The sequence below is a fragment of the Amycolatopsis sp. NPDC058340 genome (assembly GCF_042723975.1).
In the GTDB taxonomy this organism is placed as follows: Bacteria; Actinomycetota; Actinomycetes; order Mycobacteriales; family Pseudonocardiaceae; genus Amycolatopsis.
Map to the genome: position 1 here is coordinate 22,905 of NZ_JBHXIB010000050.1, position 21,438 is coordinate 44,342.

A 21,438-nucleotide genomic window follows, 5' to 3' on the forward strand; every position below is an offset into this window, starting at 1 on the left:
CGGGCCCAAATCGTTAAATCAGAAGCGGGGGTGGTCGCCCGACAGCACGGCGCGCGGGCCGTCCGGGTCTTCGGCGGGCTGCACGTCGCCGAGGATCCACGCCGGCACGTGCCGCGCGGTCAGCATCGCGAGCGCGCGGTCGACGTCGTCGGGGCCGACGATCGCGACCATGCCGACGCCCATGTTGAACGTCTTCTCCAGTTCGGCACGCTCGACCTTGCCGCGGTGGCCGATCAGTGCGAACACCGGCGCCGGGGTCCAGGTGCCGCGTTCGAGCCGGGCGACCAGGCCGCGCGGCATGACGCGGGCGAGGTTCTGTTCCAGGCCACCACCGGTGACGTGCGCGAACGTGCGGACGTCGGCCTCGGCCGCGAGCGCGAGGCAGTCCTTCGCGTAGATCCTGGTCGGCTCCAGCATCTCCTCGCCCAGCGAGCGGCCGAACTCCTCGACGTGCCCGTCGAGCGGCATGCGCGCGATGTCCAGCAGCACGTGCCGGGCGAGCGAGTAGCCGTTGGAGTGCAGGCCGGACGAGCCGAGCGCGAGGACGACGTCGCCGGGGCGGACCCGCTCCGGGCCGAGCACGTTCGACGCCTCGACGACGCCGATGCCGGTGCCCGAAAGGTCGTAGTCGTGCTCACCCATCAGGCCGGGGTGCTCCGCGGTCTCGCCGCCGAGCAGCGCGCAGCCCGCCTGGACACAGCCCTCGGCGATCCCGCCGACCAGCGCCGCGATCTTCTCCGGCACGACCTTGCCGACGGCGATGTAGTCCTGCATGAACAGTGGCTCGGCGCCGGTGACGACCAGATCGTCGACGACCATCGCGACCAGGTCGATGCCGACCGTGTCGTGCTTGTCGAGCGCCTGCGCGACGGCGATCTTCGTGCCGACCCCGTCGGTCGACGAGGCCAGCACCGGCTCTTTCCACTTGTCCAGCTTCAGGGAGAACAGCCCGGCGAAACCGCCGACGCCGCCCATCACCTCGGGCCTCGTGGCCCTCTCGGCGTGCGGTTTGAGCAGCTCGACGGCTTTGTCACCGGCGTCGATGCTGACGCCGGCGGCGGCGTACGTGGCGCTCGTGGACTCGCTCACGGAAGCGGACTCCAACTCTGGAAGAGAGGTCTAGGGACGCCGGATGGCGTCCTCAGCACCGTACCCGGCAGGGCTGACGGGCTTCGCCGCGCCATTCACCGAGTCCAGGCTCTCCAGCAGGTGCTTCCCGATCAGCGCGTCTTCGGGCAGCGCGATCGGGTACTCGCCGGAGAAGCACGCGGTGCACAACCGCGACTTCGGCTGCTCCGAAGCCGCGACCAGACCGTCCAGGGAGATGTAGCCCAAAGTGTCGGCGCCGATGGAGCGGCGGATGCCGTCGAGGTCGACGCCGTTGGCCACCAGTTCGGCACGCGAGGCGAAGTCGATGCCGTAGAAACACGGCCAGCGCACCGGCGGCGACGCGATCCGGACGTGCACCTCGAGCGCGCCGGCCTCCCGCAGCATGCGGACCAGCGCGCGCTGGGTGTTGCCGCGGACGATGGAGTCGTCGACCACCACGAGCCGTTTGCCGCGGATGACGTCGCGCAGCGGATTCAGCTTGAGCCGGATGCCCAGCTGCCGGATGGTCTGCGACGGCTGGATGAAGGTGCGGCCGACGTAGGCGTTCTTCACCAGGCCGGTGCCGTACGGGATGCCGGAGCCCTGCGCGTAGCCGATGGCGGCCGGGGTGCCGGATTCGGGCACCGGCATGACCAGGTCGGCGTCGGCCGGGTGCTCGGCGGCGAGTTTGCGGCCGATCTCGACGCGGGTGGCGTGCACGCTGCGGCCGGCGATCGAGGTGTCGGGGCGCGCGAGGTACACGTACTCGAAGACGCAGCCCTTGGGCTCGGGGTTCGCGAACCGCGAGGAACGCAGGCCCTCGGCGTCGATCGCGATGAGCTCACCGGGCTCGACCTCGCGGACGAACGACGCGCCGCAGATGTCGAGCGCGGCCGTCTCGCTGGCGACGACCCAGCCCCGTTCGAGCCTGCCGAGCACCAGCGGGTGCACGCCGTGCGGGTCGCGCGCGGCGTAAAGGGTGGACTCGTCGGCGAAGACGAGGCAGAACGCGCCCTTGAGGGTGGGCAGCAGTTCCAGCGCGGCGGCTTCGATGCCCTTGTCGGCGGCGTTGGCCGCGAGCAGCCCGCACACCAGGTCGGAGTCGCTGGACGAACCGGTCAGCCCCGCGTGCGGTTTCAGCCCGGCCTCGACCGTGCGATCCCGCAGCTCGGCGGTGTTGACGAGGTTCCCGTTGTGCGCGAAGGACAATCCGCTGCCGGTCGCGGTGGTGCGGAAGATCGGCTGCGCGTTCTCCCAGATGGTCGCGCCGGTGGTCGAGTAGCGGCAGTGCCCGACGGCGATATGTCCCTGCAGCGACTGCAGGACCTGCTCGTCGAACACCTGGCTGACCAGGCCGAGATCCTTGAAGACGACGATCTGCGAACCGTCGGAGACCGAGATTCCGGCCGCTTCCTGGCCACGGTGCTGAAGTGCGTAGAGCCCGTAGTAGGTCAGCTTCGCGACCTCTTCTCCGGGCGCCCAGACGCCGAAGACACCGCATTCCTCGCGGGGTTCCGGATCGGGCTGGTCGGTCACGGGCTGTCCGGCGAGGGACGGGTCGGAAACCACCGAGGTGCTCCCAGGGAGAAAGAGGGCAGGCCGCCACCAGTGTAAACGGTGAGCAGGAGATCAACGCGCCGCGCGACGTGGCACTGGACACGCTTCGAGCTGGGTTGACACTGTGACTCTGGGTGAACCCGCGTCCGCGATCGACGTCGGCGGGGTGCGGATCGGCCGTTCGAGTCGCGTGGCCGACAAGGGCACCCTGCCACCGCGATAGCGGGGCCTCCGGCCGAAGCGGGGTTCCCTGTGACCGTGAGTGACGAGCGGGTGTCAAGACCCGTCACTCACGACCACCTTGAGCGAGACGAGTCAGCCCGCGGCCAGCCATTTGGACGTGCCACCGCGGCCGGGGACCCAGCAGCCCTTGGCCGCGGTCTCCGGGAGGTAGAGCGAGCCGGGCGTCCGCTCGTCCGGGAGCGCGAGCAGTGCCGTCAGCACCGTCGCCGCGTCGCCGGCGGAACGCCACAGCCAGACCTCGGGCTCGAGGATGTCCTCCTCGGTACCGGGCATGCGGGTCGCGACGACGTCGTCCTCGGCGTTGAGCCGGACCACGTCGACCACGTTGTCGTGGACTCGCACGCCGACCACGGCCATGACCTCGCCGTTCGCGTCGCACGGGTGCACGAACTGGTACCCGCGGTGGATCAGTTCCTGCAGGCCGCTTTCGATGTCGGTGATTTCCGCGGTGATGGTGTCACCCGAGAACGTCATCGAATTCGCCGTCCTTGGCACCCGCGAGGAACGCGGCCATCTCGGCCTGGGTGTAGATCAGAGCCGGACCGGTCGGGAAGCGCGAGTTGCGCATCGCGATCTCTCCGGAAGCGAGCGGCGCCACCTCGACGCAGTTGCCGATCGCGTTGCTGTAGCTGGCTTTGCGCCATTGGGCGCCGGTAAGACGATCGGCCGGGATGCCGTTGTCGAACTGTTCAGCCATGGTCCCCACCTTCCCCGACAGAAGACTTCGGGCGATGCATCTGCATGTGCATTTGCCTGTGATCCCAAAGTTAGCACGTGTGACTGCAGCGGTAAATGCACGTGCAGAAGTTTTTGCAGAATTCGCGTGCAGTGATGACTTAAGTCCTCAGCCGTCCCACCAAAGGGTGACGGGCACCGTCTCCAACGGGTGAACAACTACGTCTTGTCGCCGGATTTTCGGGCACTGGCAAGGAAACCCCCGGCCGGCCCTGGAACGGCGGCCAGCCCCACAACGGTGATCGGCTCAGATTTCGGCGCGGCGCTTCATCAGCATCTGGCGGCTGCGGTCCGGCGTCTCCGCGTCGACCGCGAGCATGTCCAGCGCCCGGCTGTACCGCTCGATCTCGTCGCGTTTGTCGATGTAGTGCGCGCCGGTCAGGTACTCGGTGTAGGCGATGTTCGGCAATTCCTCTTCCGCGAACCTGAGCAGCGAGAACGCGCTGTCCGCCGAATAGCCGCTCCGGTCGAACGGGAGGACCTGCACCGAGATGTTCGGCTGCTGGATCATGTCCAGCAGGTGGTCGATCTGGCCCTTCAGCACCTCACGATCGCCGATCGGCCGGTAGAGCACCGACTCGTCGAGCACCAGCCACAACCGCGGCGCGTCCGGCCGCGACAGCATCTTCTGCCGCCGCATCCGCAGCGCGACCCGGCGGTCGACCTGTTCGTTGACCATGTCCTTGCGGCCGTGGCTCATGATCGCCCGCGCGTAGTCCTCGGTCTGCAGCAGACCCGTGACGTACAGCGGCTCCCAGACCTGGATACGGGCCGCGGCCTCTTCGAGCCCGACGAGGTCGTTGAACCAGCTCGGCATCAGGTCGCCGTAGCGACGCCACCAGCCCGGCTCGTTCGACTCCTTGACCATGTCGAGGAACTGCTGCCGCTCACCGGGATCGGTCATCCCGTACATGGTCAGCAGGTCGGCGACGTCGCGTTCCTTGAAGCCGACGCGGCCGAGCTCGAGACGGCTGATCTTCGACTCCGAGCCGCGGATGCTGTAGCCGGCCTCCTGGCGCGTGATGCCCGCGTCCTCGCGCATCCGGCGGAGCTGAGAGCCGAGGATCATCCGTCGCGCGGTGGGACCCAGGGACTGCTCACCGCCAGGCGGGGTGACCGCGTTCATCGACCGGGGACCTTTCGCACGACGACACTCACAGGAGAACAAGCCGATTACTGAAAGTACACGTTTGGGCCTCGACACGACAGGGATGGCTCGGTTTACCGGTCGCGTACGTGGTTCTACTCTACGTAGAGCCCGAGACTTCCGACACAGTTTTGTGAGGTTCAAGATGCCCGACGCCCCGACCCGGACGGAACGAGTGCCCGTGGGTGTCGACCCGACCCGGGCCAGCATCGCCCGGGTGTACGACGCCTTCCTGCTCGGCAAGGACAACTACGAGATCGACCGGGAGGTGCTGCGCAAGGTCCAGCAGGCCGCCCCCGAAGCGCAGGACCTGGCGACCGAGAACCGCGGCTTCCTGATCCGCGCCTGCCGGTTCCTCGCCAGCCAGACGGGCATCACGCAGTTCCTGGACCTCGGATCCGGTCTGCCGACGGCCGAGAACACGCACCAGGTCGTGCAGCGGATCAACCCGGAGATCAAGGTCGTCTACGTCGACAACGACCCGGTCGTGCTCGCCCACGGGCGCGCGCTGCTCGAGGAGAACGAGAACACGCACTTCGTCTCGGACGACATCTTCGAGCCCGAGCGGATCATGGAGAACCCGGACATCCGGCGGCACATCGACTTCTCGCAGCCGATCGCGTTGCTGCAGCTCGGCACGCTGCACCACTACAACGGGCCGCACGACGAGCCCGCGAAGATCATGAAGAAGTACATCGACGCGCTGCCGTCGGGCTCCTACGTGGCGATCTCGCATTTCTCCGACCCGGAGGACGAGCTGTCCGAGACCGCCCGCAAGATGGAGGACTTCTTCATCCACAGCCCGATGGGCTCGGGCACCTTCCGCACCAAGGCCGAGATCGAGGAGCTGTTCCACGACCTCGAAATGGTCGAGCCCGGCGTCAAGCTGTGCGTCGACTGGTGGCCGGACGGCCCGCGGATCAAGGAGCTGAACGCGGCCCAGCGGACGATCTCGGGCGGCATCGGCCGTAAGCCGTGACATCTGTCGCGCGCTGACGAAAGCTCGCCGAAGGGGCGCCGTTCCGCAAGCCTGTCACCTGCCAGGCAAGGCGCCCCTTCATCGAACTTTCGTGGCCTCCGGCCAAAGAGGCGCGCGACGGTGAAGTCTCCGTCGGGCGCGGAGCGCCCTTGGGGAGACGCTTGAGTCACCTCAGCTTGACTTGCGGCAGGTATCGGGCCAGATCGGCCCTGCTCCCGGAGGCGGTGACCCGCCCCGATTCGACGGCCTCGGCCCAGCCGAGCAGCCCGGTCGCCAGTTCCAGCCACGTGCGCGGATCCGTTTCGACGACGTTCGGCGGGGTCCCGCGGGTATGGCGTAATCCTTCGACACACTGAACAGCCGCGAACGGCGGCACCCGCACTTCGACACTCTTCCCCGGGGCGTCCCCGGCCAGCGTCCGCAGGCTCAGCCGCACCGCCGCGGCCAGTTCGGGACGGGCCGGATCCGGACCGGATCCGCTCAACCAGGGGGAAATCGCCGCGATCGCGGCTCGTAACTCAGCGGGGTCGACCGTACGCGAAGAGGCCATGGGAGAACAGTAGAGTGAGCGCGAACAAACCTTCAGGCACCCGGAACGTGGGGATGGCGATGGCGCAGCGGGACGAGGCGGATCGGTTGGCGTCGAGCCCGGCGGGCAAGAAGAAGCCGAAGATCACCGAAGAGATGCGCGCCAACGCCAAGGCCAATCCGAACAGCTGGCTTTACGTCATCGACGAGGCCTTCGACCCCGACGGCCCGGTGCCGTCCTGGGCGGTCGTCGGCGCGTACCCGGTGAACGGCGGCGGCGAGATCGTCGAGGACTTCCACCCCAACGATCGCTACCGTCCCTCGCCCAAGGCGCTCGGCTTCCCGGAGCCGCGCAACGAGCTCGAACAGCTGCTCCAGCTGGTGCGCACGAACCACCGCCCGGCCGCCGACCTGCCGCGCGTCATCCTCGACTCGACGCTGTTCGTCTACGCCCTTTCGCCGGTGCAGCGCACGGTGATCGGCTTCCACAACACCGACGGCAAGGTGCTCGTACCCGCGTACACGGCCAAATCGCTGGTCCCGCGCGAATGGCCGCACGCCCGCGCGGTGCTGGGCCGGGACATGGTCCCGCTGCTCGCCGGGCACCCGGTGACGATCAATCCGCACGACCGGCTCACCGCGATCGTCCCCTCGGAGCACCTCGACAAAGCCCTTTCAGACGAGCGTCGTTAGGACCCGGTTAACCCACTCGGCCCAATTTTTTCGGCCGGAAAGCAACACTTTCGGGTGATGTTCGAGTCGCTGATTCCCTTTTCCCGGGGGATCGTGACGACGTGATGAGTCGCAGAGTGTGTTCGAAAGGCTGGGGGGCCGTCCTCGCGGCGGGGGTTTTGCTGCTCGCGCAGACCCCCGCCGTCGCACGAGAAAGCGGGCCCAGGTACGACGGGGCCGAGGAGCACTACGCCGGTTCACAGATCGCGCTGCACGAAGGCGTCAACGTGTCGGTGGGGCCGCTGTACGGCGGTGAGGCGCAGACACTCGGCCACGACGTCAGCGGCCATCAAGGCGACGTCGACTGGCCAGGGGCGGCCAGGACCGGCGCGAAGTTCGTCTACGTGAAGGCGACCGAGGGCACCGGCTTCGTCAATCCCCGGTTTCCCCAGCAGTACAACGGCTCCTACGGCGTCGGCCTGATCCGCGGCGCCTACCACTTCGCGCGTCCCGACATCTCGGACGGCGCGGCGCAGGCGCACTACTTCGTCGACCACGGCGGCGGCTGGTCCGGCGACGGCAAGACCCTGCCGGGCGCGCTCGACGTCGAATACAACCCGTACGGCGAAACCTGTTACGGCAAGACGCCGGCGCAAATGGTCGCGTGGATGGCGTCGTTCGCGACGACCTATCTGCACCGCACCGGACGGCATCCGGCGATCTACACGTCGACGAGCTGGTGGAAACGCTGCACCGGCAACAGCAACGTGTTCTGGCAGAACCCGCTGTGGATCGCGCGCTACAACACGGAGATCGGCGAGCTGCCCGCGAGCTGGAAGACCCACACCATCTGGCAGTTCTCGAACAAGGGCAGTCTTCCCGGCGACCAGAACTGGTTCAACGGCACGATCGACCGCGTGCGGGCGCTGTCGCTCGGCTGAACACTCACCCGAGTGGGCGTTACAAGATCACATAACTCACCCTACTTGGAAATGAAAATCACCCACGCGTAGTACCAATTTCACGGAAGTTAGTGACAAACCCGGCACTCGTCGTCAACAATCGTGCCCGGACGGCTACCACCTGCAAGGTCGCCGTCCTCAGCGAGGGTTATCCGTGAAGGGATTGTCGTGATGCGCACTTCCCGAAGAATCGCCATCGCCGTCGGCTCCGCGCTGCTCCTGCTAAGCAGCACGGTCCAGGCGTCGGCCGCCCCGTCCCCCGAGATCATGTCGATCGAACAGGATCTCCAGCGGAACGACCACACGATCGGATCGCAGATCCGGCGCGTGGAAGGCGACACCTCCACGCCGGAGTCCAAGGCCAAGGCCGCCCAGCCGCAGCCCGAGGCCGGCGTGCTCGCGACGGTCGCGGGGATGGACGTGGCCAGCTACCAGGGCAACGTCGACTGGAACTACTGGTGGAACCAGGGCAAGCGCTTCGTGTGGACCAAGGCCACCGAAGGCACGAGCTACAAGAACCCGTACTTCGCCCAGCAGTACAACGGTTCCTACAACAAGGGCTTCATCCGCGGCGCGTACCACTTCGCCCTGCCGAACGTCTCCAGTGGCGCGGCGCAGGCCGACTTCTTCGTCAACAACGGCGGCGGCTGGTCCAAGGACGGCAAGACGCTGCCGGGTGCGCTGGACATGGAGTACAACCCGTACGGCGCCACCTGCTACGGCCTGAGCCAGTCCGCGATGGGGTCGTGGATCCGGGCGTTCCACGACCGCTACAAGGCGCGCACCGGCCGCTGGCCCGTCATCTACACCTCGACGAGCTGGTGGAGCACCTGTGTCGGCACGTCGCAGAACTTCGGTGGCACGGTCCCGCTGTGGATCGCGCGCTACGCCTCCACCGTCGGCGCGCTGCCTTACGGCTGGGGCTACTACACCGTGTGGCAGTACACCTCCAGCCCGCTCGACCAGAACACCTTCAACGGCGCCTACGACCGTCTGCAGGCACTGGCCAACGGCTGAGCTGCGCATTCCGTGAAGAAACGGCTCCCGGCCTCGGCCGGGAGCCGTTTTCGCGCGCGGGGTACCTTCCCCCTGGAAATCCCTGGCAGGGGCGGATCCGGAACCAGCGCTGGCCGCCGGTCGTCTGATCTGAAGCCTCAGGCCCCAGTACGGAAGGCGAGACCGATGACCTACCCACCCCAGCCAGGCCAGCCCTACGGCCAGGATCCCCAGGGACAGCAGCCGCAGCAGGGTGGCTGGGACCCGAACCAGCAATACGGTCAGCCGCAGCAATACGGCCAGCAGCAGGGCTGGGACCAGACGCAGCAGTACCAGCAGCAGCCACAGCAGGGCTGGGACCAGACCCAGCAGTACCAGCAGCCGCAGCAGGGCTGGGACCCGAATCAGCAGGGCTACCAGCAGGGCTTCGGTGGCCCGCCCGCGCCGCCGTCGAAGAGCAAGACCGGCCTGATCATCGGGATCGTGATCGGCGTCGTCGTACTGGTCGCGTTCGGTGTCACCGGGTTCGTCGCGCCGGGCTTCCTGCTGAGCAAGGACGAGCCCGTGGCCGCGCCGCCCTCGTCGTCCGAGCCCGCCCCGACCTCCGCGCCGAAGAGCAGCCCGAAGTCGAGCACGACCAGGAGCAGCCCGCGGAGCACCGAAAGCGGCGGCAGCAGCTCCGGCGATCCCCAGGGCGTGAAGGTCATCCAGGACTTCCTCGCCAAGATCTCGTCGGGCGACCGGCCCGGGGCGATCGCGCTGGCCTGTGAAAACCGCCGGGCGAGCATGGGCTCCGTGCTCGACGTCTTCCTTCCGCCGGGCTCCACGGCCGAGGTCAAGCGGACGCAGGGCACCACCAACCTCGTCATGGCCGAGATCACCGGAACGGTCGAAGGCCAGGACGCCAAGGGAACGATGTTCGCGCAGAGCCAGTCCGGCGCCTGGTGCGTCTCGTCGCTTCTGGTCTCCAAGGCCCGATGAAGCGGATCCTCCGCTCCCCGTTGCTGTGGACGTTCGTCCTCTCGTTCGTCCTGTTGCTCGCGGTCGGCGGCTGGTTGCTGACGGATCCGGCGACCAGCCGCAGCGAGGCGTTGAAGACCGGCGGTGTCGCCGGCGCCGCCATCGTCGCGCTGTACGCGTTGTGGCTCAACGACAGGCGACGCCGGGTGGAGGAACGGCGGCAGGAGGTCGAGCGACAGCGGCAGGAGCTGGAGCTGCGGCGGGCCGACCAGGACCGCGACCGGATCTCGGACGAACGGTTCGCGAAGGCCGTCGAGCTGCTCGGGCACGACGCCGACCAGGTGCGGGTGGGGGCCCTGCACGCGCTGGCGGGGCTGGCCCGCGGTCGCGAGCTCTACCGGCAGACCGTGCTGGACATCCTGTGCTCCTATCTGCGGCGGCCGTTCGACCATCCGCGATATGAAGGAGAAGCGAAACGTCCGTGGAACAAGCTTCCCGAACGCGGTGAACCGGAGCAGGAACAGGAACTCCAGGTGCGGCAGACCGCCCAGCGGCTCATCGGGGAACTGCTCCCGCCCGCGGGTGCCGAGGACGCGCCCGGGTACGACCTCGACCTGACCGGGGCGGTCCTGGAGTACTTCGACCTGTCCGAGCGGAAGGTCGGCAAGCTGCTGCTCCGCTATGCCGGTCTGTACAGCAGCACCAACCTGTCCGGCTGCGTGTTCCTCGGGCCGGTCTACCTGACCGGCGCCGGAACGGAGACGGGCAAGCGGATCGGCTACTTCCGTTGTAACGAAGCCAAGTTCGAGCAGCGGGCGTGGTTCAGCGGGGTGCAGTTCAGCGAGGACGCCGAGTTCTCCTACACGGTGTTCGCGGGCGAAACGTCCTTTAAGGACAGTGTCTTCGCGAAGAACGCCGTCTTCGCCGACGCCGAGTTCGAGGGCGCACTGGATCTGCGCCGCGCGCGGTTCGAAGGGTTCGGGGACCTGAAGTTCCGCAAGGCACCGGGTTCCGTGTCGCTCTACAACACGTCGGTGGACCCGGCGAGGGATCACGAACTCCCGGCGGACTGGTCCGTCGAAACCCTGCCGGACGGCCGCGCCCGGCTCACGGTGAAGGACCGATGAGGCGCCTGCTCAAGTCGCCGCTGCTGTGGACGTTGCTGTCGTCGATCGTGGTGCTCGTCGGGGTCACCGCCTGGCTGCTCACGGATCGCGCGACCAGCCGCGGCGACGCGCTCAAGACCGGCGCGCTGGCGGGCGGGGCGATCGCCGCGCTCTACGGGCTCTGGCTCAACGACCGGCGAAGGCGGACCGAAGAGGACAGGCACGAGATCGAGCGCAGCCGGATCTCCGACGAGCGGTTCGCCAAATCGATCGAACTGCTGGGCAACGAGGCCGATCAGGTCAGGGTCGGCGCGATGCATTCGCTCGCGGGCCTGGCCAGGACCCGGCCGGAGTACCGGCAGACGGTGCTCGACGTGTTGTGCGCGTACCTGCGGCGGCCGTTCGACCATCCGAAGTTCCCGAGCAAGATCGACTGGGTCAAGGAAGACGAGGCGGCCGCCGAACGCGAACGGCTGGTCCGGCGCGCGGCCGAACGGCTGATCCGCGACATCCTTCCCCATGCCGGCACCACCGGCCCGACGCTGGGGCTCAACCTCAGCGACGCGCGGCTCGACAAGCTCGAACTGCTCGGCAGGCGGATCGGCTGGTTCGGCGCGGATCGCTGCGAGGTGGCGAGCTACGTGGATCTCACCGACGCCCAGATCTCCGGGAAGTTCTCGCTCAAGGACGTGACCATCCACGGGACGCTCGACCTCACGAGGGCGAGCTTCGAGCGCAAGGTGTCGCTGGACCAGCTCGTCGTGGAGAAACCCGTCGACTTCAGCGTGGCTACCTTCGCGGAGCCGCCGTCGCTTGAGGGCGCGAAGCTCCCGTCCGGCTCGACACTTCCTGGCTCGTGAGTGTCTTGGCCCCCTCCAAAGTCGTATAGCTGCTGGTCTGTGCCACTGTCCTGAGGCGACGACCTGGATCTTGACTGTCCGCAAGGGGCAGGAATGGAGGGCAAAGTGCCCGATTCGGGCGTTTTGCGCGTCTTGCCGAGGGGGTCGTGAGTGTTTTTGGTCGTTCTAACCCTCTTTGCCACTCACGACCCCGCGAATACCCCGTGCATACGTGCACAAATGGGACACTCGCTGCCCATGCCCGCCCTGCCACGTTCAGAACCAGGCCTTCACGGAATCGAGTCCGTGAAGGCCCCCTTCCGGGACCCAGAGTCCCTCAAGGAGGCCTTCACGGACCGGGCTTGAAGTAACCCGCCACTCACGAGGCGTCAGTCGAAGAGGGCCGGAAGCGTGCGCTCCCAGGTCTCCCGAAGCTCGTCCAGGGTGAACTCCGTGATGCCCTGGAGTTCGAGCGAGCCCGACTCCGGGTCCACCACGCCGGTCTTGCGCCACGGCAGGCCGCGCGCGGTCAGCATCTCGGTGAACCGCAGTTCCTCGGTACGCGGCACGGCGACCAGCACCCGGCCCGCGGACTCGGAGAACAGCTGCACGAACGGATCCTGCTCCGTGTCGAGGAAGACGCGGGCGCCGCACTGTCCGATGAGGACGGTTTCGACGAGCGTCTGGATCAGGCCGCCGTCGGAGATGTCGTGCGCGGCGGAGATCATGCCGTCACGGGAACCGGCGATGAGGATGTCGGCGAGCAGCTTCTCGCGCGCCAGATCCACGCGAGGCGGACGGCCGCCGAGGTGGCCGTGCAGTTCGCGCGCCCAGGCCGAGCCGTCGAGCTCGTCGTGGGTTTCGCCCAGCAGCAGCAGGGTTTCCCCGGCTTCGGCGCCGATCCCGGTGGGGATGCGGCGGGTGACGTCGTCGATCACGCCGAGCACACCGACCACCGGGGTCGGCAGGATGGCCACGTCACCGGTCTGGTTGAAGAAGCTGACGTTGCCGCCGGTGACCGGGATGCCGAGTTCGACACAGCCGTCCGCCAGCCCGTGCACGGCCTGCTCGAACTGCCACATCACGCCGGGGTCGGTCGGCGCACCGAAGTTCAGGCAGTCCGAGACCGCGACCGGCTTCGCGCCACTGGTGGCGACGTTGCGGTACGCCTCGGCCAGCGCGAGCTTCGCGCCCTCATACGGGTCGAGGTAGACGAACTTGCTGTTGCAGTCCGTCGAGACGGCGACACCGCGGCCGGTCGATTCGTCGATCCGGATCACGCCGGAGTCCGACGGCTGCGCGGACACGGTGTTGCCGCGCACGTAGCGGTCGTACTGGGAGGTCACCCATTCCTTCGACGCCTGGTTCGGCGACGAGATGAGCTTGAGGATGTCGGCGCGCAGTTCGTCCGAAGTGGACGGACGCGGCAGCTTCGCCGAGGTGTCGGCCTGCAGGGCGTCCTGTTCCGACGGTCGCTGGATCGGGCGGTCGTACACCGGACCCTGGTGCGCCACGGTGTGCGCCGGGACGTCGACGACGACCTCGTCGTTCCAGGTGATGACCAGGTGCTCGCCGTCGGTGACCTCGCCGATGTCGGTGGCGATGACGTCCCACTTCTCGCAGACCTTCATGAACGCCTCGACGTTCTCCGGCGAGACGACCGCGCACATCCGCTCCTGCGACTCGCTGGACAGCACCTCCGCCGGGGTCATCCCGGTGGCGCGCAACGGAACCCGGTCGAGGTAGATGTGCATACCGCCGTCACCGGCGGCGGCGAGCTCGGAGGTCGCACAGGAGAGCCCGGCGCCGCCGAGGTCCTGGATGCCGACGACGAGCTTCTGCGCGAACAGTTCGAGACAGCACTCGATGAGCACCTTCTCGGTGAAGGGGTCGCCGACCTGGACGCTGGGCAGCTTCTTGCGGCCGCCCGAGCTTTCGTCACCCGAGAAGGTGTCGCTGGCGAGGACGGACACGCCGCCGATGCCGTCGAGACCGGTGCGCGCGCCGAACAGGATGATCTTGTTGCCCTTGCCCGAGGCGAAGGCGAGGTGCAGGTCCTCGACGCGCATCGCGCCGACGCACAGGGCGTTGACCAGCGGGTTGCCGGAGTAGCTCTGGTCGAACACCAGCTCGCCGCCGATATTCGGCAGGCCGAGGCAGTTGCCGTAGCCGCCGACGCCGGCGACCACGCCGGGCAGCACGCGGCGGGTGTCCGGGGCGTCCGCCGGGCCGAAGCGCAGCGCGTCCGCCACCGCGAGCGGGCGCGCGCCCATCGCCATGATGTCGCGCACGATGCCGCCGACGCCGGTCGCGGCGCCCTGGTACGGCTCCACGTAGGACGGGTGGTTGTGGCTCTCGACCTTGAAGGTGACCGCCCAGCCCTCGCCGATGTCGACGACGCCCGCGTTCTCGCCGATGCCGGCGAGCATCTTTTCCTTCATCTCGGGTGTGGCGGTCTCGCCGAAGTAGCGCAGGTGCTTCTTCGAGGACTTGTACGAGCAGTGTTCGCTCCACATCACCGAATACATCGCCAGTTCGGCGTCGGTCGGACGGCGGCCGAGGATCTCCCGGATCCGGGCGTACTCGTCGTCGGCGAGGCCGAGCTCGACGTACGGCTGGGTCTGCTCGGGGGTCGCCTCGGCGTGTTGAGTGGTGTCAACGGTGCTGGTCACGGTGTCCGCATCAGGGTTCGCCACGGCCTTGAGAATAGGCGAGCGTTTAAGGCCGCCGTCGGTCGCCCACGGATAAATCGGTCGCGCCCGCGACGGTGATCCGCTTACCGTCGACAATCGTGCTTTCCGCCACATATCCGCTTCCGCGACTACGTCTGCCCGCCAAGCCGACCGCCTGGCGGTACCTGGTCAGGATGATGCTCGCGCGCCCGGGGCTGCTCGCCGTCTCGGCGATCAGCGGTGCGCTGTGGTCGCTGCCGATCGCCCTCCTGCCGGTCGCGATCGGCCGGGGCATCGACGCGATCGGCCGCGGCGACGGCGATTCCGTCTGGCTCTGGGGTCTCGCGGCCGCCGGGCTCGGCATCGCGCAGACGCTCGCGGGCACGGTGCAGCATTTCGCGTCCTACGGCTGCTGGATCCACGGCGCCGGGGTGACGCAGCGGCTCGCCACCGAACACGCGGCGAAACTGGGCGCGAACCTGCGTGACACGACCACAACCGGTGACGTGGTCGCGATCACCACCAGCGACATCAACCCGATCGGCGACTCCTTCGAGGTGCTCGGGCGGGCCTTCGGTTCGCTGATCGCGTTCATCGTGTGCGCGACGGCACTGCTGACGACGTCTCCGCTGCTCGGCGTGGTCGCGCTGGTCGGTGTCCCGCTGGCGGTGGTGGGTATCGGGCCGCTGCTGAAGCCGCTGGAGAAACGCCAGACGAAGCAGCGCGAGGAGAAGACCGAGGTCAACGCGCTGGCCGCGGATATCGTCTCCGGCCTGCGGATCCTTCGCGGAGTCGGCGGCGAGAAGCAGTTCCTCGACCGCTTCCGCCGCTCCAGCCAGAAAGTCCGCGCGGCCGGCGTCCAGGTCGGGCGCAGCGAGGCGTGGCTCTCGGCGGCGGAGATCGCGCTGCCGGGCCTGGTCACGGTGGTCATCACCTGGCTTGGCGCGCAGCTGGCGATCAACGGCACCATCGGCGTCGGCGAGCTGATCACCTTCTACGGCGTCTCGGTGTTCCTGGTGATCCCGGTGACTACGGCGACCGAGTTCGCGGGGGTGCTGAGCGCCGCGCTGGTTTCGGCGCGGAAGGTGTGCAAACTGCTGTCCACCGAACGCACGCTCGCCGAGCCGGAGCACCCCGTGCCGCTGCCGGAAGGCCCGCTGGACCTGTACGACGAGACGTCAGGGATCAAGGTCGAGGCCGGGAAGCTGACGGTCGTCGACGTCGGGGCCGACGCCGAAGCGGTGGCGTCGCGGATGGCGCGGTTCACCGATCCGAGTGAACCTGCCCTCGTCGGCGGGGTTCCGGTGGACCGGGTCGCGCTCGACGAGCTGCGGCGGCGGGTCGTGTTCGCGCACAACCAGGACATCTGGTTCTCCGGGGTGCTGCGCGAGCAGGTCAGCCCCGCCGAACCCGGCGACGTCGAGATCACCGAAGCGCTGTACGCGGCGGACGCCGAGGATATCGTGGACGCGCTGCCCAACGGCGTCGACGAGGTGATCGGTGAACGCGGACGTGAGGTCTCCGGTGGTCAGCGGCAGCGGCTGAACCTGGCCCGCGCGCTGGCGACCGGCGCCGACGTCCTGCTGCTCGACGAGCCGACCTCGGCCGTCGACGCGCATACCGAAGCCCGCATAACCGAACGCGTCGCGAAGCTGCGGCGCGGCAAGACCACCGTCGTGTTCAGCCAGAGTCCTTTGTGGACACATGTGGCCGATGTGGTCATCGATACGAAAGTACCGGCATGAAGAAGCTGCCGCTGGCAGACAAGAAGGACGTTCGACGATGGATCAAGGAGACCGCGCGAGCCAACAAGCGCGAGTTCTCCGTGATGCTCGGCCTGTTCTGCGTCGCGACCGCGATCGGGCTGGCCGGGCCGCGACTGCTGGGCGCGCTGGTGGACGAGGTCGTCGGCGGCACGACGACCGCCACGATCACCTGGCTGGCGATCGCGTTCGTGGTCGTCCTGGGTACGCAGGCGTGGTTCAAGGGCCTGGCGCGGCTGCGCGCGCGGGTGTTCGGCGAGCGGATCCTGGCGAAGAACCGCGAGGAGTTCGTCGGGAACGCGCTGAACCTGCCGCTCGGGACGGTCGAGGCCGCGGGCACCGGTGACCTGCTCAGCCGGGCGACCACCGACGTCAGCCGCATCGACCACGCGGTGCGTTTCGGCGCGCCGGAGATCCTGATCGCGGCGGTCACGGTGGTGTTCACCGTGGTGGCGATGGTGATCACGTCCCCGTTCCTGGCGCTGGGCCTGCTGGTCGCGCTGCCGCTGCTGGTGCCGGTGAACATCTGGTACCAGCGGCGGATCCCGGACGTGATGCGGCGGATGCTGGACAAGTGGTCCGAGCTGCAGTCCACCACGCACGAGACCGCGGAGGGCGCGCGGACGGCCGAGGCGCTGAACCTGACCGGCCGCCGGATCCGGACCGGGCACGACGGTCTCGACGCGTCGATGCTGGGCGAGCGCGAGGTCCGGGCGCTGCAGATGCGGTGGATCCCGTCGCTGGAGATCAGCTACGTGCTGCCGGTGCCGGTGATGCTCGGGCTCGGCCTGCTCGCCTACTCGAACGGCTGGGAAGGGCTCGGCACGATCACCGCGATGCTGCTGTATTCGCAGGTCATGACGGGTCCGCTGAACGAGGCGCTGTTCTGGCTCGCGGACATCCAGGTGGCGGGGGTCTCGCTGCGGCGGCTGCTGGGTGTTCGGCCTGCTCAGGCTTCGGACGGGGCTTCGGAGGCGCCGCGCGGCCAGGACATCGAGGTCCGCGACGTGCGCTTCGGCTACAACGAGGACCGCGAAGTGCTCCACGGGATCGACCTTCGGGTGCCCGCCGGGGAGCGGCTGGCGATCGTCGGGCCGTCCGGGGCCGGCAAGTCGACGCTGGGACGGCTGCTGGCCGGGATGTCGGCGCCGACGTCGGGCTCGGTGCGGGTCGGCGGCGCCGAGGTGTCGACGCTGCCCGACGACGTCCTGCGCGGCGAGGTCCTGCTGCTGACCCAGGAGCAGCACGTGTTCGCGGGGACGCTGCGGGACAACCTCACGCTCCCGGCCGGCGACTGGACCGACGAACGGCTGTTGGAGGCGCTGGCCTCGGTCGGGGCTTCGGAGTGGGTCGCGAGCCTGCCCGAGGGGCTGGACACGAAGGTCGGGGCCGGGGCGGTCGCCGTCCCGGCGGCGATGGCGCAGCAGCTGGCGCTGGCGCGGGTGGTGCTGGCCGACCCGCACACGCTGGTGCTGGACGAGGCGACGTCGCTGCTGGACACGGGTTCGGCGCGGGAGCTGGAGCGGTCGTTGAGCGCGGTGCTCGAAGGGCGCACGGTGATCGCGATCGCGCACCGGCTGCATACGGCGGCCGCGGCCGACCGGGTCGCCGTCATCGAGGGCGGCCGGGTGACCGAGCTGGGCTCGCACGCGGAGCTGCTGGCGGCCGGAGGCCCCTACTCCGCCCTGGTGGCCGCGGCCTCGTGAGTGGTAAGGACGGTTCTAACCGTCCTTACCACTCACGAGCGTTACGCGGAGACGAGCGCGTCCACGGCGCTGTAGAACATGCCGAGCCCGTCGTCGGAAGGCCCGGTGAGGGCGTCGATGGCGTGCTCCGGATGCGGCATGAGCCCGACGACGCGGCCGTTCTCGCTGCGGATCCCGGCGATGTCGTTGCGCGAGCCGTTGGGGTTGCCGCCGACGTAGCGGAACACCACGCGGCCCTCGCCCTCCAGCTCGTCGAGCGTGGCCTGCTCGGCGACGAAGCAGCCGTCGATGTTCTTCATCGGGATGAGGATCTCGGCGCCCTTGTCGTACCGGGTGGTCCACGCGGTGTCGTTGTTCTCGACACGCAGCCACTGGTCACGGCAGATGAAGTGCAGACCCGCGTTGCGGATCATCGCGCCCGGCAGCAGCCCGGCCTCGCACAGGATCTGGAAGCCGTTGCAGATGCCGAGCACCGGCATGCCCTTGTGGGCGGCGTCGATCACCGACGACATCACCGGCGCGAACCGGGCGATGACGCCGGCGCGCAGGTAGTCGCCGTAGGAGAAGCCACCGGGGACGACGACGGCGTCGACACCCTTGAGGTCTTCGTCCGCGTGCCACAGCGGCACGGCTTCGGCGTCGGCGTAGCGGACCGCGCGGGCCGCGTCACCGTCGTCGAGCGTGCCGGGGAAGGTGATGACCCCGATGCGGGCGCTCACGCGTCCACCCGCTTGATGGTCCACTGCTCGATGACGGGGTTCGCGAGGAAACCTTCGGCGATCTTTTCGAGCGTCGCGTCGTCGACGGAGTCGTCGACCTCGATCTCGAAGTGCTTGCCCTGACGGATCTCGGTGATCCCGGTGAAGCCGAGACGACCGGCCGCGCCGAGCGCGGCTTGGCCCTGCGGGTCGAGGATTTCGGGCTTGGGCATGACGTCGACGACGACTCGGGCCACGGCAGGCTGCTCCTTATTCACGCAGGTCGTGGGTACCGCCCGAGCCTACTTCACTACGGTTGCCGCATGACCTACGGGCAGTACGCACCGCCGAAGAAGTCGAAGACCGGCCTCTGGATCACGCTGGCGCTGGTCTTCGTCCTGATCGCGGGCGGTGTCGCGTTCACCGGTTTCGTGACGCCGGGGTTCTTCAAGACCAAGCCCGACACCACGTCGCGTGCGACGCCGGAGCAGCTGGGCCGGTCTTTCGTGAACGGCGTCGGCGAAGGTCGCCTCAGTCAACTCTGGTGTCCGATCCGCTCGAAGCGGTCCTACACCGTCGAGCAGATGTTGGCCGTCTCGGAAGGCGCACAGCCGAGCACGCCCGCGCACCAGCGTGCGGCGCAGGAGTACTCGGCCGCGTTCACCGCCGGGGGCCAGACCGTCGGGATCGCGATGATCCCCGCCGAGGGCGGCTGGTGCGTGCGCGACGCCAAGGTCGGCGGCGAACCCGAGCCGCTGCCGAGCCTCGACACGAAGCCGTCGCCGCGTCCGGACGTCAAGACCGGGGAAGAGGCGGGGAACAAGTTCGTCGACGCGATCAACACGCGCGACATCCCGGCGGCGTTGTCCGTGCTGTGCGAGACGGTGGCGGACACGACGCGCGAGGGCGTGCAGCAGATCATCCACGGCGAGGCGAGGTACACCGTCGAAAACGCCGACGTGCTGACCACCGCGAAGCAGACGATCCTGCATCTCGCGGGCGAGGTCGACGGCGTCCGGAACCCCGGCCGGATCGAGACCGAGGACGACGCAGAGGGCGGCCCCTGCGTGACCTCTTTTTCACCCGATTCCGACTGAGCTCGCACCGATCCTTCGTCTGGGGGATGCTCGGAGCGCGGCGCTGGGCCAAGATGAGCCCATTGGCGGGGCGTCAACACCGGGCGAGCAGCAGGAGGCACCGTGGCCGATCAGGACTCCTTCGACTACGTGATCGTCGGCGCGGGCAGCGCGGGATGCGTACTGGCGAACCGGCTGAGCGAGGATCCGTCGGCGCGGGTGCTCCTGCTCGAAGCCGGCGGCGAGGACGACGCCGACGAGATCCACATCCCCGCCGCGTTCCCCGGTCTGTTCAAGACGAAATGGGACTGGAACTACGAGACCGTCGAGCAGAAGCACACCGGCCAGACGCTGTACTGGCCACGAGGGAAGACGCTCGGCGGCTGTTCGTCGATCAACGCGATGATCTACATCCGCGGCAACCGCGCGGACTACGACGGCTGGCGTGACGGGCACGGCGCCGAGGGCTGGGGCTTCGACGACGTCCTGCCGTATTTCAAACGGGCGGAGGGGAACCAGCGGCTCGGCGGGCCACTGCACGGCACCGACGGGCCGCTGAACGTCGAAGACCGCCGCTTCACCCATGAGCTGTCGCTCGCCTGGGTCGATTCCGCCGTCGCCTGGGGCCTCAAACGCACCGACGACTTCAACGGCGAGTCTCAGGAAGGCGCCGGCGTCTACCAGGTGACCTGCAAGAAGGGCCGCCGATGGTCGACGGCCGACGCGTACCTGCGGCCGGCGTTGTCGCGTCCGAACCTCACCGTGCGGACCAACGCGCAGGCCACCCGCGTGGTCTTCGAAGGCACCCGGGCCGTCGGAGTGTCCTATTTGGACCAAGGTGCCGAGACGACCGTGCGCGCGTCGACCGAGGTCCTGCTGAGCGGTGGCGCGGTGAACTCGCCGCAACTGCTGATGCTGTCCGGGGTCGGCCCGGCGGAACACCTGCGTGAGCACGGGATCGACGTCGTGGCCGCGCTTCCCGGCGTCGGCGAGAACCTGCACGACCATCCGGCCTGCGGGATCATCTGGTCGACGCGCGGCACCACCGATCTGGTGGACGCGGCGACACCCGGCGGCCTGGTGCGCTACCAGCTCACCAAACGCGGCCCGCTGGCTTCGAACATCGGCGAGGCGGGCGCGTTCTTCCCCGCCGCGGACGGTGTCTCGCCGCCGGACATGCAGATCCACGTCGCGCCGACGTTGTTCTACGACAACGGGATGCGCGAGCCGACGGTGCCGGGCTTCACGTCGGCGGCGACCCTCGTGGACGTCGCGAGCCGTGGACGTCTTCGGTTGAAGTCGGGGAATCCCTTGTGGAAGCCCGAAATCGACCCGGCGTACTACGCGGAATCCGTGGACATGGAGAAGATGCTCGCCGGGATGCGCGCGCTGGTGGAGATCGGGAAGTCCGGTCCGCTGGCGCGGTATCTGGACAAGCCGTTCCTGCCGGAGCGGCACGACCTGACCGACGATGAGCTGGCCGACTACGTGCGCGAGAAGACGCAGACGCTGTACCACCCGGTGGGGACCTGCTCGATGGGGACGGGCGAGAACGCCGTCGTCGATCCGTCGCTGAAGGTGCGCGGGGTGGAGGGGCTGCGCGTGGTGGACGCTTCGGTGATGCCGGTGGTGCCGCGCGGGAACACGAACGCGCCGACGATCATGGTCGCGGAGAAGGCCGCGGACCTCATCCGGGGCAAGTAGCGCTCG

General features: G+C 68.4%; 20 protein-coding genes. 11 read left to right on the plus strand and 9 right to left on the minus strand.

Annotation, left to right across the window (positions count from 1 at the left end):
- Positions 1 to 18: 18 nt before the first annotated feature.
- The 5 genes from purM to ACFWIW_RS34585 form a co-directional block, all read right to left on the minus strand.
- Positions 19 to 1,089, minus strand: coding sequence for a phosphoribosylformylglycinamidine cyclo-ligase (purM, locus tag ACFWIW_RS34565; RefSeq protein WP_007032555.1), 1,071 nt, complete (start codon positions 1,087 to 1,089; stop codon positions 19 to 21).
- 30 nt (positions 1,090 to 1,119) lie between these two features.
- The gene (purF, locus tag ACFWIW_RS34570) at positions 1,120 to 2,658 is read right to left on the minus strand and encodes an amidophosphoribosyltransferase (protein ID WP_007032554.1); all 1,539 of its coding nucleotides are present in this window, start codon (positions 2,656 to 2,658) and stop codon (positions 1,120 to 1,122) included.
- Between the two features lie 303 nt (positions 2,659 to 2,961).
- Complete coding sequence (locus tag ACFWIW_RS34575; RefSeq protein WP_378372318.1) at positions 2,962 to 3,363, minus strand: hypothetical protein; 402 nt, start codon at positions 3,361 to 3,363, stop codon at positions 2,962 to 2,964.
- Positions 3,347 to 3,586, minus strand: coding sequence for a DUF397 domain-containing protein (locus tag ACFWIW_RS34580; RefSeq protein ID WP_005152616.1), 240 nt, complete (start codon positions 3,584 to 3,586; stop codon positions 3,347 to 3,349). Before ACFWIW_RS34580 ends, ACFWIW_RS34575 begins: the two co-directional genes overlap by 17 nt.
- A 285-nt stretch (positions 3,587 to 3,871) precedes the next feature.
- Positions 3,872 to 4,750 carry a helix-turn-helix domain-containing protein gene (locus ACFWIW_RS34585; RefSeq protein WP_378372319.1) on the minus strand — a complete coding sequence of 293 codons (879 nt, stop codon included), beginning with the start codon at positions 4,748 to 4,750 and terminating at the stop codon, positions 3,872 to 3,874.
- Between the two features lie 202 nt (positions 4,751 to 4,952).
- Between ACFWIW_RS34585 and ACFWIW_RS34590 the strand changes: the two genes are divergently transcribed.
- Positions 4,953 to 5,750, plus strand: coding sequence for an SAM-dependent methyltransferase (locus ACFWIW_RS34590; RefSeq protein WP_240596715.1), 798 nt, complete (start codon positions 4,953 to 4,955; stop codon positions 5,748 to 5,750).
- 166 nt (positions 5,751 to 5,916) lie between these two features.
- Here ACFWIW_RS34590 and ACFWIW_RS34595 read toward each other — a convergent pair whose 3' ends face one another.
- Positions 5,917 to 6,300 carry a sterol carrier family protein gene (locus ACFWIW_RS34595; RefSeq protein ID WP_378372320.1) on the minus strand — a complete coding sequence of 128 codons (384 nt, stop codon included), beginning with the start codon at positions 6,298 to 6,300 and terminating at the stop codon, positions 5,917 to 5,919.
- Between the two features lie 53 nt (positions 6,301 to 6,353).
- Here ACFWIW_RS34595 and ACFWIW_RS34600 point away from each other — a divergent pair, with 53 nt between their 5' ends.
- From ACFWIW_RS34600 to ACFWIW_RS34625, 6 genes are all read left to right on the plus strand, one after another.
- Positions 6,354 to 6,971 carry a type VII secretion system-associated protein gene (locus ACFWIW_RS34600; protein WP_037334719.1) on the plus strand — a complete coding sequence of 206 codons (618 nt, stop codon included), beginning with the start codon at positions 6,354 to 6,356 and terminating at the stop codon, positions 6,969 to 6,971.
- Between the two features lie 104 nt (positions 6,972 to 7,075).
- Positions 7,076 to 7,891, plus strand: coding sequence for a lysozyme (locus ACFWIW_RS34605; RefSeq protein WP_240596711.1), 816 nt, complete (start codon positions 7,076 to 7,078; stop codon positions 7,889 to 7,891).
- Between the two features lie 192 nt (positions 7,892 to 8,083).
- Positions 8,084 to 8,929, plus strand: a complete 846-nt coding sequence (locus ACFWIW_RS34610; protein WP_378372321.1) for a lysozyme — start codon at positions 8,084 to 8,086, stop codon at positions 8,927 to 8,929.
- A 165-nt stretch (positions 8,930 to 9,094) separates the two neighbouring features.
- Positions 9,095 to 9,889 (plus strand): Twin-arginine translocation protein TatA, encoded by a 795-nt coding sequence (locus tag ACFWIW_RS34615; protein WP_378372322.1) that lies wholly within the window; start codon positions 9,095 to 9,097, stop codon positions 9,887 to 9,889.
- Positions 9,886 to 10,995: a pentapeptide repeat-containing protein gene (locus tag ACFWIW_RS34620; protein ID WP_378372323.1), complete on the plus strand. Its 1,110-nt coding sequence runs from the start codon at positions 9,886 to 9,888 to the stop codon at positions 10,993 to 10,995. Before ACFWIW_RS34615 ends, ACFWIW_RS34620 begins: the two co-directional genes overlap by 4 nt.
- Entirely contained in the window at positions 10,992 to 11,834 is an 843-nt protein-coding gene (locus tag ACFWIW_RS34625) for a hypothetical protein (RefSeq protein WP_378372324.1), read from the plus strand. Before ACFWIW_RS34620 ends, ACFWIW_RS34625 begins: the two co-directional genes overlap by 4 nt.
- 368 nt (positions 11,835 to 12,202) lie before the next feature.
- Here the strand turns inward: ACFWIW_RS34625 and purL are convergent, their stop codons facing one another.
- Positions 12,203 to 14,485 (minus strand): phosphoribosylformylglycinamidine synthase subunit PurL, encoded by a 2,283-nt coding sequence (gene purL / locus ACFWIW_RS34630; RefSeq protein ID WP_378372340.1) that lies wholly within the window; start codon positions 14,483 to 14,485, stop codon positions 12,203 to 12,205.
- Between the two features lie 119 nt (positions 14,486 to 14,604).
- Here purL and ACFWIW_RS34635 point away from each other — a divergent pair, with 119 nt between their 5' ends.
- Complete coding sequence (locus ACFWIW_RS34635; protein WP_378372325.1) at positions 14,605 to 16,230, plus strand: ABC transporter ATP-binding protein; 1,626 nt, start codon at positions 14,605 to 14,607, stop codon at positions 16,228 to 16,230.
- A complete protein-coding gene (locus ACFWIW_RS34640) occupies positions 16,227 to 17,954 on the plus strand; it encodes an ABC transporter ATP-binding protein (RefSeq protein WP_378372326.1) in 1,728 nt (575 codons plus the stop codon). The genes ACFWIW_RS34635 and ACFWIW_RS34640 overlap by 4 nt, the downstream gene beginning before the upstream one ends.
- 41 nt (positions 17,955 to 17,995) lie before the next feature.
- Here the strand turns inward: ACFWIW_RS34640 and purQ are convergent, their stop codons facing one another.
- Both purQ and purS read right to left on the minus strand, forming a co-directional pair.
- Complete coding sequence (gene purQ / locus ACFWIW_RS34645; RefSeq protein WP_378372327.1) at positions 17,996 to 18,673, minus strand: phosphoribosylformylglycinamidine synthase subunit PurQ; 678 nt, start codon at positions 18,671 to 18,673, stop codon at positions 17,996 to 17,998.
- On the minus strand, positions 18,670 to 18,909 hold the full coding sequence (gene purS, locus ACFWIW_RS34650; RefSeq protein WP_125784867.1) for a phosphoribosylformylglycinamidine synthase subunit PurS: 240 nt from the start codon (positions 18,907 to 18,909) through the stop codon (positions 18,670 to 18,672). The genes purQ and purS overlap by 4 nt, the downstream gene beginning before the upstream one ends.
- 66 nt (positions 18,910 to 18,975) lie before the next feature.
- Here purS and ACFWIW_RS34655 point away from each other — a divergent pair, with 66 nt between their 5' ends.
- Together ACFWIW_RS34655 and ACFWIW_RS34660 are read left to right on the plus strand one after the other, a co-directional pair.
- Positions 18,976 to 19,749, plus strand: coding sequence for a hypothetical protein (locus ACFWIW_RS34655; protein ID WP_378372328.1), 774 nt, complete (start codon positions 18,976 to 18,978; stop codon positions 19,747 to 19,749).
- A gap of 102 nt (positions 19,750 to 19,851) precedes the next feature.
- Positions 19,852 to 21,432, plus strand: coding sequence for a GMC family oxidoreductase (locus tag ACFWIW_RS34660; protein ID WP_378372329.1), 1,581 nt, complete (start codon positions 19,852 to 19,854; stop codon positions 21,430 to 21,432).
- Positions 21,433 to 21,438 lie beyond the last annotated feature (6 nt).

Coding starts and splice junctions, on each gene's coding strand:
- ACFWIW_RS34615 (WP_378372322.1), top strand. CDS start 9,095: ATGACCTACCCACCCCAGCCAGGCCAGCCCTACGGCCAGGATCCCCAG.
- ACFWIW_RS34575 (WP_378372318.1), bottom strand. CDS start 3,363: ATGACGTTCTCGGGTGACACCATCACCGCGGAAATCACCGACATCGAA.
- ACFWIW_RS34610 (WP_378372321.1), top strand. CDS start 8,084: ATGCGCACTTCCCGAAGAATCGCCATCGCCGTCGGCTCCGCGCTGCTC.
- ACFWIW_RS34595 (WP_378372320.1), bottom strand. CDS start 6,300: ATGGCCTCTTCGCGTACGGTCGACCCCGCTGAGTTACGAGCCGCGATC.
- ACFWIW_RS34580 (WP_005152616.1), bottom strand. CDS start 3,586: ATGGCTGAACAGTTCGACAACGGCATCCCGGCCGATCGTCTTACCGGC.
- ACFWIW_RS34585 (WP_378372319.1), bottom strand. CDS start 4,750: ATGAACGCGGTCACCCCGCCTGGCGGTGAGCAGTCCCTGGGTCCCACC.
- ACFWIW_RS34605 (WP_240596711.1), top strand. CDS start 7,076: ATGAGTCGCAGAGTGTGTTCGAAAGGCTGGGGGGCCGTCCTCGCGGCG.
- ACFWIW_RS34655 (WP_378372328.1), top strand. CDS start 18,976: ATGACCTACGGGCAGTACGCACCGCCGAAGAAGTCGAAGACCGGCCTC.
- ACFWIW_RS34640 (WP_378372326.1), top strand. CDS start 16,227: ATGAAGAAGCTGCCGCTGGCAGACAAGAAGGACGTTCGACGATGGATC.
- ACFWIW_RS34625 (WP_378372324.1), top strand. CDS start 10,992: ATGAGGCGCCTGCTCAAGTCGCCGCTGCTGTGGACGTTGCTGTCGTCG.
- ACFWIW_RS34600 (WP_037334719.1), top strand. CDS start 6,354: ATGGCGATGGCGCAGCGGGACGAGGCGGATCGGTTGGCGTCGAGCCCG.
- ACFWIW_RS34620 (WP_378372323.1), top strand. CDS start 9,886: ATGAAGCGGATCCTCCGCTCCCCGTTGCTGTGGACGTTCGTCCTCTCG.